Origin of the sequence: Massilia eurypsychrophila (genome assembly GCF_002760655.1) — a bacterium.
Lineage (GTDB): Bacteria > Pseudomonadota > Gammaproteobacteria > Burkholderiales > Burkholderiaceae_D > JAFCUW01.
The window spans coordinates 245,747-257,991 of the sequence record NZ_PDOC01000004.1 but is presented as its reverse complement, the minus strand read 5'-3'; the positions used below and the strand labels follow the sequence as shown (position 1 = coordinate 257,991).

At 67.1% G+C, this 12,245-nt stretch carries 10 protein-coding genes; all 10 read right to left on the bottom strand.

Going from position 1 to position 12,245, the window contains the following annotated elements; genetic code table 11:
• Nucleotides 1-46: 46 nt before the first annotated feature.
• Nucleotides 47-1,501, bottom strand: coding sequence for an NAD-dependent succinate-semialdehyde dehydrogenase (locus CR105_RS09140; protein WP_099788124.1), 1,455 nt, complete (start codon nt 1,499-1,501; stop codon nt 47-49).
• 20 nt (nt 1,502-1,521) lie between these two features.
• On the bottom strand, nt 1,522-2,295 hold the full coding sequence (locus tag CR105_RS09135; RefSeq protein ID WP_099788123.1) for an SDR family NAD(P)-dependent oxidoreductase: 774 nt from the start codon (nt 2,293-2,295) through the stop codon (nt 1,522-1,524).
• The gene (locus tag CR105_RS09130; protein ID WP_099788122.1) at nt 2,292-3,167 is read right to left on the bottom strand and encodes an aldose 1-epimerase; all 876 of its coding nucleotides are present in this window, start codon (nt 3,165-3,167) and stop codon (nt 2,292-2,294) included. The genes CR105_RS09135 and CR105_RS09130 overlap by 4 nt, the downstream gene beginning before the upstream one ends.
• A 7-nt stretch (nt 3,168-3,174) precedes the next feature.
• The gene (locus CR105_RS09125; RefSeq protein ID WP_099788121.1) at nt 3,175-5,415 is read right to left on the bottom strand and encodes a glycoside hydrolase family 31 protein; all 2,241 of its coding nucleotides are present in this window, start codon (nt 5,413-5,415) and stop codon (nt 3,175-3,177) included.
• A 47-nt stretch (nt 5,416-5,462) separates the two neighbouring features.
• Nucleotides 5,463-6,293 carry a carbohydrate ABC transporter permease gene (locus CR105_RS09120; RefSeq protein ID WP_099788120.1) on the bottom strand — a complete coding sequence of 277 codons (831 nt, stop codon included), beginning with the start codon at nt 6,291-6,293 and terminating at the stop codon, nt 5,463-5,465.
• Nucleotides 6,290-7,183: a carbohydrate ABC transporter permease gene (locus tag CR105_RS09115; RefSeq protein WP_099788119.1), complete on the bottom strand. Its 894-nt coding sequence runs from the start codon at nt 7,181-7,183 to the stop codon at nt 6,290-6,292. Before CR105_RS09115 ends, CR105_RS09120 begins: the two co-directional genes overlap by 4 nt.
• A gap of 11 nt (nt 7,184-7,194) precedes the next feature.
• A complete protein-coding gene (locus tag CR105_RS09110; protein ID WP_218968680.1) occupies nt 7,195-8,460 on the bottom strand; it encodes an ABC transporter substrate-binding protein in 1,266 nt (421 codons plus the stop codon).
• A gap of 3 nt (nt 8,461-8,463) precedes the next feature.
• Nucleotides 8,464-9,576: an ABC transporter ATP-binding protein gene (locus CR105_RS09105; protein WP_099788335.1), complete on the bottom strand. Its 1,113-nt coding sequence runs from the start codon at nt 9,574-9,576 to the stop codon at nt 8,464-8,466.
• 11 nt (nt 9,577-9,587) lie between these two features.
• Nucleotides 9,588-10,400 (bottom strand): HpcH/HpaI aldolase family protein, encoded by an 813-nt coding sequence (locus CR105_RS09100; protein WP_099788117.1) that lies wholly within the window; start codon nt 10,398-10,400, stop codon nt 9,588-9,590.
• Between the two features lie 63 nt (nt 10,401-10,463).
• On the bottom strand, nt 10,464-12,200 hold the full coding sequence (araD, locus tag CR105_RS09095; protein ID WP_099788116.1) for an L-arabinonate dehydratase: 1,737 nt from the start codon (nt 12,198-12,200) through the stop codon (nt 10,464-10,466).
• Between the last annotated feature and the right edge of the window lie 45 nt (nt 12,201-12,245).

The window sequence follows — 12,245 nt, the reverse complement described above, 5'->3', positions numbered from 1 at the left end:
CAAAAAATGGCCGCGCATTACGCGGCCTTTTTAATCGCCAAGTTGTTTATATGCTGCCGATGCACAAGTACTTGATGTCGAGGTAGTCGTCCATGCCGTAGTGCGAGCCTTCGCGTCCCATGCCGGATTGCTTGACGCCGCCGAACGGGGCCGCCTCGTTGGCGATCATGCCGGTATTGATGCCGACCATGCCCGCTTCCAGCGCCTCGCCCACGCGCCAGGTGCGCGCCAGGTCGCGCGTGTAGAAATACGCTGCCAGGCCGTATTCGGTGTCGTTGGCCATGGCGATCACCTGTGCCTCGGTCTCGAAGCGAAACAGCGGCGCCAGCGGCGCAAAGCTTTCCTCGCGCGCCACCAGCATCTGCGCGCTTGCCTCGAGTATCACCGTCGGCTCGAAAAACGTGCCGCCCAGTGCGTGGCGTGCGCCGCCCGTTGCCAGCTGCCCGCCCTTGGTCAGCGCATCGGCGATGTGCTGTTCCACCTTACGCACCGCGTTCTGGTCGATCAGCGGTCCCTGCTCGACGCCGTCAGCGGTGCCGTCGCCGACCTTCAGCTGGCGCACGCGCGCCACCAGCTTGCCGGCGAACTGCTCGTAGACGCCGTCCTGCACGTAGATGCGGTTGGCACAGACGCAGGTCTGGCCGCTGTTGCGGTATTTCGACAGCAGTGCGCCTTCGACGGCAGCATCGATGTCGGCGTCGTCAAAGACGATGAACGGTGCGTTGCCGCCCAGTTCGAGCGACAGCTTCTTGATGGTGCCGGCCGACTGCCGGGTGAGCCAGGCACCCACTTCGGTCGAGCCGGTGAAGCTGATCTTGCGCACCAGTTCATCGGCGCAAATGGCGCTGCCGATCGCCTCGGCGCCGCCGGTGATGACATTGAACACGCCGCGCGGCACGCCGGCGCGCAGCGCCAGTTCGCCAAGGGCGAGCGCCGACAGCGGCGTCTTGGAGGCCGGCTTGAGCACCATCGCGCAGCCGGACGCCAGCGCCGGTCCCGCTTTGCGCGTGATCATCCCGTTGGGGAAATTCCACGGCGTGATCGCGGCGCACACGCCGATCGGCTGCTTGATGACGACGATGCGCTTGTCGTTGGACGGCGGGGCGATCACGTCGCCGTACACGCGCTTGGCCTCTTCGGCGAACCATTCGAGGTAGGCCGCGTTGGAGCGGATCTCACCGCGCGCCTCGGCCAGCGACTTGCCTTGTTCGCTCGTGAGTATCAGCGCCAGGTCGTCGACGTTGGCCAGAATCAGGTCGTACCAGCGGCGCAGCACAACCGAACGTTCCTTGGCGGTGGTCTGGCGCCAAAGCAGGAAGGCGGCGTGCGCCGCCGCGATCGCGCGGTGCGTTTCGGCCGCGCCCATGCGCGGCACGGTCGCAACCAGCGCGCCGCTGGCGGGGTTGATGACGTCGATCGTGGCGCCATCGTCGGCGCCGGTCCACTGGCCGTCGATCAGGCAGGCGGTCTTGAGGAGGGTAGGGTCGTTCAGTTGCAGCATGGTGGCTCCTGGGGTGTGTGTTAGCCGAATACGGCGACCTGCGACAGGCCGGCGTCGACGATCATGTTCTGCCCCGTCATGCCGTCGGAGTCGTCCGCGGCGAGGAACAGGGCGGCGCGCGCGACGTGGCCCGGATCGAGCCGGTACTTGAGGCATTGCAGGTCGATGAATGTCTTGTCATCGTCAGGGCTGCGCCACAGCGCCGCCTGGCGTTCGGTGACGATAGCGCCTGGCACCAGCGCATTGACGCGGATGTTGGATTCCCCGAGCTCGCGCGCCAGCGTGCGCGAAATGCCAGACACCGCCGCCTTTGACGCGGTGTAGCCGACCAGGTTGGGGCGCCCGCGCATCCACGAGATCGACCCCAGGTTGATGATCGAGCCGCCGCCGGCCGCCGCCATGCCAGGCGCCACCTGCTGGATCGCGAACACGTGGTGGCGCAGATTGAGCGCGAGGCAGTTGTCCCAGTAGTCGACCGTCAGCTCGGCCAGCGTGTGGCGGTCGTCGCGGCCGGCGTTGTTGATCAATACCCGCACCGGGCCGGCGCGCTGCTCGAGCGCGGCCAGCGCTGCCTGGTAGGCGCCGATGTCGCGCACGTCGCAGGCGAAAAAAACGGGACGGTGCAAGCTGCCGGCCAGCTGCTCGGCCAGTGCGGCGCCGGCATCGGCGTCGATGTCGCAAAAGGCCACGCGCGCGCTCTGGCGTGCGAAATGCTCGACCAGCGCGGCGCCGATGCCGGACGCGCCTCCGGAAATGACGACAAGGCGGTCGGTGAGGCTGGGGTAACGGGTCATGGCTGTCTCGTGGTGGGCATGGCGCGAATGGCCATGCGGATGGAAAAGGTCTCGGCCGGCGCCAGCCAGCGCAGGCCAGTGCCTGTCACGCCGCGCTGTTCGAGCTGGTGGGCATTGCTGACGTGGCTGACCGGCTCGATGGCGACGAACGGCCGCCCGTCGGCTGGCCGAAAACAGACGACATAAGGGCACTCGGGACCGGCCTCGATGCGCACGCAGTGATGGGCGTAACTGAGCGTGGCGCGCCCCGGCCAGCCGGTAAAGCAGTTGTCGACCTGCCAGCCGCCGACGGAGCGCGGGGCGCTGAAGTCGTCCCGGGTCGAAAGCGTCGTCAGGTGGGTCGGCAGTCTGGCCGCGTCGAGCTCCCAGCGTCCGTCCCACTGCGCCTGCAGGCAGGTGGCGGCGTCGACCGGGAAAAACGGGTGAAACCCTAGCCCCGCCGGCATCGGGCGCGTATCGTTATTGCGCAGCGAAAGCTGCATGCGCACGCCATCGGTGCGCAGTGCGATGTTGAGGGTGGCCCGGCACGAAAACGGCCAGTGCTCGTCGGGCGCGTGAACCAGTTCCAGGCACGCCCAGTCGGCGCCAGCGCCGGACACCTGCCAGGCGCGCTGCCAGCCGAAACCGTGGATGCTGTGCGGCTCGCCCGGAAAATTGGCAGCCAGCCGCGTTTCCCCCGGCAGGGCGCCAAGGCCGATGCGGTTCGAGTAGGGCGCCAGCACGAACATGCCCATCTCGCGCACCGTCGCGCCCTCGCCGGCGGGGCGCAGCAGGTCGATGCCGCGCCACTTCAAGCTGGCAACGGCGCCGCCGGTGTGCGCGTCGATGGCGGCGCTGGTGTCGCCCTGCGCGAGTGCCAGCATGCCGTTCATGCGCGTCTCAATCTATCCGCACGCGGGCGCCACGCTGCTGCACGCCGGTGCCGGCCGCCGGCAGGCACTGCGCAGCCGTTACGCCGCTCAGCCATGCGCCGTCACGCCCCAGTTCGAGCGTGACGCACTGGTTCATCACGCTTGGCGCGTGGCGCGGCTGTCCGAACAGCCAGACCTGGTCGACCGGATTGGCCAGGTCGATTTCGCCGGTGTGCTGCACCTCGGGGCCCAGGCACAGCAGGTGGCCTTCGCGCCCGTACACCGGCAACTGGTCAATGGCCTTGTGCACCGTGCGCGCCTGTCCGCCCTCGATGCGTTCGCCCGTGCCCAGGTCGTACCACGCGCTGCCGGCGGGGAACCATACCTCGGTGGCGCCGCCGGCGGCGATGATGGGGGCGACCAGCAAAGCGTCGCCGAACATGTACTGCATCTCGTAGGCGCGCGCGGCGCGGTCGTGCGGGAACGCCAGCGCCATGGCGCGCATCAGCGGCAGGCCAGTGGCAGCTGCCTGTTGCATCGTCCCCATGATGTAAGGGATCAGCCGGTAGCGAAACAGCAGCCACTGGCGCGCGACCGTCTCGGCCTCTTCGCCCAGGCCCCACGGCTCGCGCACGCCGATGCCGTGGTAGCGGAAATGCGAACAGAAGATTGCGTTGGCGGTCCAGCGCAGGTAGAGTTCGGGGTCGGGCTGGCGCGCGCCATAAAAGCCGCCGACATCGCTCGAGTAATACGGCACGCCGCTCAGGCCATACGACAGGGCGCCGCGAATGCTGGCGGCCATGCCTTCCCAGTCGGTCTGCGGGTCGCCGCCCCATTGCATCGGATAGCGCTGGCTGCCGATGAAGCCGTCGCGCCCCCACACCATGGCCGCGCCGCGCCCGTGGGCGTCGTTGTAGCGCTGGGTGGCGTCGTACACGCAGCCGTTGTAGAGCAGCGGGTAGACGTTGTGCAGGCGGCGCCCGGTGTCGCCGTTGTGGGCGTGCATGTCGTCTTCGACCTGTTCGCCGAAATCGGTTTTCATCACGTCGACGCCGTCGTCGAACAGGGCGTCATGGCTGTCGGCCCAGAAGCGCGCGGCGTCCGGATGGGTAAAGTCGAGCAGGCCCGATGGAGGCAGCGGCGTGAGCACCGCGCCGAACGGATCGTCGGTCGGGTCCTTGACCCAGTCGAATACGTAGGCCGAGCCGTCCGCCTTTTTCAGCAGCCAGCCCTTTTTTTCGAGCTCGCCGAACAGCGGGTTGTGAACCGATACGCAAGGGTACTCCCACAGGCACACTTTGAGCTGGTGCGCCTTCAGCGCCGCCAGCGACTTGGCCGCGTCGGTGAAGCGGCTCTTGTCCCACTTGAAGTCGAAGCGGGTGCGCACTTCCCACGCGGCGCGGCCGTCCAGCGTGATCACGTCGCACGGGATTTTGCGCCTGCGCAGTTCTGCCGCCGTCTCGATCGCTTCCTCGGGGGTGGCGTAATAGGCGCGCGAGAGCCACATGCCCAGGCTCCACAAGGGCGGAATGGCGGCGCGTCCGGTCAGCGAGGTATAGCTGTCGATGATGGCGGCCGGTTCGCCGCCGAACAGGAACAGGTCGAGGCAGTCGTCCTCGACTTCGAGCACGTAGCTGCGGTGCGACCACTGACCGAAGCCCACGCCGTGGCGCACCACGCCCGGCGTGTGCGCCAGCAGGCCCCAGCCGTCCGGGCTCCAGCAGAACGGGATGTTCTTGTACGACAGTTCGGTATTGACGCCGAGCGCATCCTCGGTGCGCCCGCGCACCAGTTGGCCGCGCTTGTCGAGGGCCCCGTATTTTTCGCCCAGTCCGTAGACGGCGCTGTCGCTCGATAGCGCAATGGCGGCGCACCACAGGTTGTCGCCGGCGCGGCCGAATGCGGGCAGCCGGGTGCGGCCCTTGAAGTGCTGGTCGGTGATCGACTCGAGCACAAGCTCGCCGTCGCGGTACAGCGACAGGCGCAGCGGATTGTCGCGCAATTCCAGACGCAGCACGCCGCAGTCGATGCGCCAGCCGCCGTCGATTTGCGCCAGCGCCAGCGCGGGCGGGACGGCGGTTGGCTGCAGCAAGGCGTAGTCGGGCAAACTGGTGCTGCCCAGGGTCAGGCGCAGCGTGCGGCCATCGACCGCGCTGACGGTCAGGGCGACGCCGTCGGCGTCGAAGCGGACGAGGCGGGCCTCGCGCGCGACCAGCCGCAGCTGCGCGAAACGGGAAAAATCGGCTTGGTGCAAAACGGTCGATGACATGCAGACTCCTGTAACAAACTACTAAAAACACGAACGACGGCCGCGGTTCAGCCTTTCAGGCCGCCGGACGTCAGGCCGCTGACGACCTTCTCCTGAAATACCATCACCAGGATCAGCACCGGCACAAGCGCCACCACCAGCGCCGCCGAGACGATCGGCCACGGGAAGGAGAATTCGCCCTGGTACAGCTGGATGCCGACCGGGAGGGTGCGGTACGCCACGGCCGAATTCATCGACAGCGACAGCAGGAACTCGTCCCACGCGTTGACGAAGGCGATGATGGCGGCGGTGAACACGCCAGGCGCCGCCAGCGGCATCACGATGCCCCACAGCGCACCGATGCGGGTGCAGCCGTCGAGCATGGCGGCATTTTCGATATCGCGCGGGATGTCCTGGAAAAAGCTGACCAGCATCAGCGTGCAGATCGGCAGATTGAGCACCGTGTATGGCAGCACCAGCGCCCAGTAGGTATTGAGTAGTCCCAGGCCGCGCATGATCTCGAACAGCGGCACCATCAGCGTCACCAGCGGGAACATCGAAACGGCGATGATGCACGTGAGGATGGCATTGCGAAAGCGCAGGCGCAGGCGCGCGATGGCGTAGGCGGCCAGCGTGCTGACGAACAGGGAGCTGATGGTCGACAACGTGGCGACGACGGCGCTGTTGTACAGGAACGTGAGCAGCGGCTGGTCTGCAAACGCGTGCACGAAGTTGACCATCGTCGGCGCCTGCGGCAGGTAGGTGATCGGCAGCTGGGTCAGTTCCGCTTCGCCCTTGAGCGAGGTAAGCAGGATCCACAGCGCCGGCGCGGCGCCGTTGAAGATGACGATCAGCGCGGCGAGCCAGCGCAGCCGCTTCGAGGACAGCAGTGAATTCATTCTTTGTCCGCCCTGACGAATTTGAGATACACGAACGTGGTGGCCATCGACAGCAGGAACATGAACACCGCCAGCGCCGAGCTGTAGCCGATATCGAGGTAGTCGACCGCGCTGCCCTGGATGTACATGGCCAGCGTCTTGGTCTCTTCGCCCGGGCCCGACATGTTGTAGGGGATGTCGAAGGACTGGATTGCTGTGAGCGTGCGGAAAATCAGCGCCACCAGCATCGACGGCAGCAGCAGCGGCAAGGTGATTTCGGTGAACTGGTTCCAGCGCGTGGCGCCGTCGACTTCGGCGGCCTGGTACAGCGATGCGGGAATGGTCTGCAGGCCCGCTAGCAGGATCAGCGCCATGAATGACGACGTCTTCCAGATGGTGGCGATGCAGATCGCCATCATGCTCAGGGCGGTGGAGTTGAACCAGATCTGCTGTTCCAGGCCGAGGCGGCGCAACAGGTCGTTGGCAACGCCGTACTCGCTGTGGAAGAACCACGCGAAGATCATGCCGACGAAGGCAAGCGGCAGCGCCCATGGCATCAACAGCGCCAGGCGCACCGGCCATTTGCGCCTGAACGGCAGGTTGGCCAGCATCGCCAGGCCCAGGCCCACGATCAGTGCGCCGGGAACGGTGACGATGGTGATGATCATCGTGTTCTTCAGCGCATGCCAGAACAGCACGTCGCCAAACGCATAGACGTAGTTATCGAAGCCGATGAAGCGCGGCGCCGTGCCGCGCGTGATGCGGATGTCGTAGAAGCTGTCGACGATCAGGCGGCCGACGGGATAGGCCACCACCAGCAGCAGCAGCAGGACCGCGGGCGCGAGCAGCAGCCAGGCCAGGGTGCGTTCGCTGGGGTCGGCCAGGCGGTTTTTCCAACTGCGTGCTTGCATGGTCGGCGCCCTTAGTGGTTGACGCGCGCAAAGCGCGCCTCGATGTCGGTGATCGCGGCGGGAATGCTCTTGGCGCCTGCCAGCACCGCGCTGGTGTTGATGCGCAGCGCATCGGACACCGCTCGGTACTCGGACGTGACCGGACGCGGACGCGCACCCAGAACCGCCGGCAGCGCCGCGCCGAAGAACGGATTGGCCGCGAGGATGTCCTTGTCCTGGTACAGGTGCGCGAACACCGGCAGGTTCGACGCCTTCAGGGCCAGCATCTTCGACGCTTCCGGGCCGGCCAGCCAGCGGATCAGCCGCACCGATTCAGCCTTGTTGCCGGAGAACGCGGACACCGCCCACTGCCAGCCGCCCATGCAGCCGGCCGGCACGCCGCCGCGCATGGCCGGTACCGGCATCACGCCGACCCGGTCACGCACCCTGGTATCGGGATTGCTCTGGAAGTGGTTCCAGGCGTAGCCGAAGTTGACGGCGAACAGCGCGTTCCCGGCCTGGAACTCCTTGCGCGTGTCGTCGGTGGCCACTTCGGCGATATTTTTTTTCGCCACGCCCTGGCGCACCAGGCCAAGCCACATGTCGAGGCCCGCGGTGACTTTGGCGCGGTCCAGTTCGAGCTTGCCGCGCGGGGCCAGTTCGCCGCCCAGACTCCAATACGGCAGCAGGAAGGTGCACACCGCCGATTCGACCGCCTTGCCCTGGAAGCTAATGCCTTGCAGCTTGGGGTTCGCTTCGGCGGCCATCACTTTTCGGGCCGCCGCCGCCAGCTCGTCCCAGGTGGTGGGCGGCGCGATATTGTGACGCGCCAGCAGGTCCTTGCGGTAGTAGAGGAACTGGGCATCGGCAAAGCCGGGCAGCGCCACCAGCTTGCCGTTGATGACGTTCGACTGCCGGTACGCCGGCAGGTAGCTGTCGATGAGCGTATCGCGCTCGGCGCCAAGGTAGCGGTCGAGCGGCTCGAGCCAGCTGGCCGCGGCGTACTGCGCGGGGCGCACGATATCGATCAGGAAGACGTCGAGGTGGCTATCGCGCGCGCTCAGCATCATGTTCAGGTAGCGCGACTGCAGCTCGGACGTGGCGCCGCCCGTTTCGGCTTCGATCACAACGCCGGGGTGCAGGGCCATGTAGCGGGCAAACACCTGTTGCATCACTTCGGGACGCTGCTGCGCGCCGACGAACACGCGCAGGCGCGTCTCGGCCAGGGCGTGCTGGCAGGCGCCGCCCAGCAGTGCGGCGCACAGCAGCAAGCGTGTCATAACGGGAGGCGGATGCATCGGCTAGCTCCCGCGGTGCGTCATGCCGAGCGACAGGCCGCTGGCGGCGTCGAACAGGTGCAGCTTGTCCATGTCGAGCGACAGCGCGCGCGGCTGCGCCGGCGCCAGCTTGACGCTGGGGGGCAGGCGCGCGATCAGTTCGCCGGCCGCGCACTCGAACGTAACAAGCGTTTCGGCGCCCAGCGGTTCGGCCACCACCACCGTTGCGGGCAGCGCGGCGTGGCTGGCGCCGTTCGGCGCCAGCCGGATGTCTTCGGGGCGGATGCCGAATTCGACTTCGCGTCCGTGCATGCCCTGCACGCAGGCGCGCAGCGAATCGGGGATCGCCAGGGCGCTGGCGCCGACGACGATCGACGCGCCGCCATCGCGCACGTCGATGGTCGCCTTTAGAAAATTCATCGGCGGCGAGCCGGTGAAGCCGGCCACGAAGCGCGACACCGGACGCTGGTAGATCTCGTCGGGAGTACCGACCTGCATGATGCGTCCGGCGTCGAGCACGACGATGCGCTCGGCCAGCGTCATCGCCTCGACCTGGTCGTGCGTCACATAGATGGTGGTGGCGCCGATCCGCTGGTGCAGCTTCTTGATCTCGGTGCGCATTTCGGAGCGCAGCAGTGCGTCCAGGTTCGACAGCGGCTCGTCGAACAGGAACAGTTTGGCGTTGCGCACGATCGCGCGGCCCATCGCCACGCGCTGGCGCTGGCCGCCGGACAGCGCTCTCGGCTTGCGGTCGAGCAGGTGAGTGATCTTCAGGATAGCGGCTGCGTCGGCGACGCGCTTGGCGATGTCGGCGGCAGGGGTCTTGCGCAGCTTCAGCCCGAATGCGAGGTTGTCGTACACGCTCTTGTGCGGATACAGCGCGTAGTCCTGGAACACCATGGCGATGTCGCGTTCGCGCGGCGGCAGCTCGTTGACGACGCGCCCGTCGATCGAGATGGTGCCGGCGGAGATGCTTTCGAGGCCGGCCACCATGCGCATCAAGGTTGACTTGCCGCAGCCGGAAGGGCCGACGAAGACGACGAATTCGCCGCGCCGGATCTCGAGGTCAATGCCGTGGATGACCTGCAGCCCGCCTTCATATTGTTTGACGACGCCTTCGAGCTTGACGCCCGACATGCGCGGATCCATCAGTAGGCCCCGGTGTTGAGTGCGACTCCAGGAATGGCGCGCAGGTCGGCCAGGAAGGCGTTCGCCTGGCGCATCATCATGCCCATGTCCGACGCGACCGCCACGTACGAGTAGCCGTAGGCGATGAACCTGGCCACCATCTCCGGCGTCGGGCCGACGATGCCAATCGGTTTGCCGACCGCTTTGGCGCGCCGCGCGGCGTCGGCAATGGCAGCCTGCACATCCGGGTGAGCGATGTCGCCCAAATGGCCCAGAGCTGCGGCCATGTCGCCGGGCCCGACGAACAGCGCGTCGACACCGTCGATGGCGGCGATTTCTTCCAGCCGCGCGAGCGAGCCCGGTGTTTCGATCTGGATGATGCGCACGATGGCATCGTTGGCGCGCTCGTTGTAGCCTTGCGCGGTGCCGTAGCGGCTGGCGCGGTGCATGGCGGCGTAGCCGCGCGTGCCGGGCGTTTCCTGTCCCGGCGCCGGGTAGCGTGTCGAGGCGACCGCACGGCGTGCCTCATCGGCGTTCTCGACGAACGGGAACATCAATGTCTGGGCGCCAATGTCGAGCGCGCGCTTGACCAGCACCTGGTCGTTCCAGGCCACGCGCAGCACCGGGCAGGCGCGGGTGCCGGCGATCGCCTGCAAGATCGCGATGGCGTCGCCAAAGCCAAGCGGCACATGCTCCATGTCGACGCACAGCCAGTCAAAGCCGGCGCAGCCCATCGCTTCGGCCGTCGCCGGGGAGCCGGACATGAGCCAGGTGCCAAGCGGCGGCGAGCCGGCAGCGAGCAGCGCGCGGAACGGATTGTTCAGGATATCCATGGTCTTGTCTCGTGTTGTTGTTCGTTGTTGTTATGCGGTGCGCCGGCGGCGATGGAGGCCGGGTCAGAAGATGGGCGGCTCCGGCGTCGGCTCGTTCCCCAGCAGGAAGTCGAGGTCGCAGCCCTTGTCGGCCTGCGTTACGTGTTCGATGTAAAGGCGCGTGTAGCCGCGCCGGTAAGGGTGCACCGGCGCTTGCCACGCGGCGCGCCGACGCGCCAGTTCGTCGTCGCTGACCATCATGTTGAGCGAGCCGGCGTCGAGATCGAGTTCGATGATGTCGCCGGTCGCCACCAGCGCCAACGGGCCGCCGACGGCCGCTTCGGGCGTGACGTGCAGTACGCAGGTGCCGTAATGGGTGCCGCTCATGCGCGCATCCGACACGCGCAGCATGTCGCGCACGCCCGCCTGCAGCAGCTTTTTCGGTATCGGCAGATTGCCCCATTCCGGCATGCCGGGCGCGCCGATCGGTCCGCCGTTGCGCAAAATGAGCACCGTGTCCTCATCCACATCGAGGTCGCTCTGGTTGATCCGCGCCAGCATGTCGGCGTTCGAATCGAACACCAGCGCGCGGCCGCGGTGGCGGAAGAATTTCGGATTGGCGGCAGATGGCTTGATGACGGCGCCGTCCGGGCACAGGTTGCCGCGCAAAACAGCCAGCGCGCCAAGCGCCGACACCGGCTCGGCGAGGGAGCGGATCACCTGCGCATCGGTGCTGGAGGCACTGGCGATGTTTTCGCCCAGTGTGCGGCCGGTCACGGTAAGACAATCGAGTGCGAGCTGCGGCGCCACCTCGGCCAGCAGCGCGGGCAGGCCGCCGGCGTAATAGAAGTCTTCCATCAGCTTGTCGCCGGACGGGAACAGGTTGGCCAGCACCGGTACCGTGGTGGCCGTGCGCGCCATCTGGTCGAGCGTCAGGTTAATGCCGGCGCGCCCGGCGATGGCGACCAGGTGGATCGCCGCGTTGGTCGAGCCGCCCAGCGCCATGTATGCCACCACGCCGTTGTCGATGGCGGCGCGGGTGAGGATGCGCGACGGCTTCAGGTCTTCCCACACCATGTCGACGGCGCGCGCGCCGCACTGCGCGGCCATGCGCGGATGGTTCGAGTCCATCGCCGGAATGCTCGACGCGCCCGGCAAGGTCATGCCCATCGCCTCGGCGATCGCGGTCATGGTGCTGGCCGTGCCCATCGTGTTGCAGGTGCCGGGCGAGCGCGTCATCTTCGCTTCGAGCCGTATCCACTCCGGCTGGTCGATGGCGCCGGCGACGTAGTCGTCCCAGAACATGCGGGTGTGGGTGCCGGCGCCGACGCTGTGGCCGCGATGGCGGTCATTGAGCATCGGGCCGGCCGGACAGAAGATCACCGGGATGTCCATGCTGATGGCGCCCATCAGCATGCCGGGCGTGGTCTTGTCGCAGCCGCCGAGCAGCACGGCGCCGTCGATCGGCAGGGAGCGCAGCAGCTCCTCGACTTCCATCGCCAGGAAATTCCGGTAGATCATGGTGGTCGGCTTGACCATCACTTCGCCCAGCGACATGGCCGGCAGTTCGACCGGGAAGCCGCCGGCGAGCAGGATGCCGCGCCGCACAGCGTCGGCGCGCTCGCGCAAGTGGGCATGGCAGGGCGACAGGTCGCTCCAGGTATTGATGATGGCGATGACGGGACGGCCCATGAACTCTTCGCGCCGCAGTCCCATTTGCTGCAGCCGCTGGCGGTGCGCGAACGAACGCATGTCGTCCGGCGCCAGCCAGCGCTGGCTGCGTAATTCCGACAGGGGGCGACGTGGTGTCGATGTGGCCATGCGTTCCTTCGATTCGGGTATGCCAACGTGTGCGCGGGCGATCTT

Coding starts and splice junctions, on each gene's coding strand:
- CR105_RS09140 (WP_099788124.1), bottom strand. CDS start 1,501: ATGCTGCAACTGAACGACCCTACCCTCCTCAAGACCGCCTGCCTGATC.
- CR105_RS09135 (WP_099788123.1), bottom strand. CDS start 2,295: ATGACCCGTTACCCCAGCCTCACCGACCGCCTTGTCGTCATTTCCGGA.
- CR105_RS09130 (WP_099788122.1), bottom strand. CDS start 3,167: ATGAACGGCATGCTGGCACTCGCGCAGGGCGACACCAGCGCCGCCATC.
- CR105_RS09125 (WP_099788121.1), bottom strand. CDS start 5,415: ATGTCATCGACCGTTTTGCACCAAGCCGATTTTTCCCGTTTCGCGCAG.
- CR105_RS09120 (WP_099788120.1), bottom strand. CDS start 6,293: ATGAATTCACTGCTGTCCTCGAAGCGGCTGCGCTGGCTCGCCGCGCTG.
- CR105_RS09115 (WP_099788119.1), bottom strand. CDS start 7,183: ATGCAAGCACGCAGTTGGAAAAACCGCCTGGCCGACCCCAGCGAACGC.
- CR105_RS09110 (WP_218968680.1), bottom strand. CDS start 8,460: ATGCATCCGCCTCCCGTTATGACACGCTTGCTGCTGTGCGCCGCACTG.
- CR105_RS09105 (WP_099788335.1), bottom strand. CDS start 9,576: ATGTCGGGCGTCAAGCTCGAAGGCGTCGTCAAACAATATGAAGGCGGG.
- CR105_RS09100 (WP_099788117.1), bottom strand. CDS start 10,400: ATGGATATCCTGAACAATCCGTTCCGCGCGCTGCTCGCTGCCGGCTCG.
- araD (WP_099788116.1), bottom strand. CDS start 12,200: ATGGCCACATCGACACCACGTCGCCCCCTGTCGGAATTACGCAGCCAG.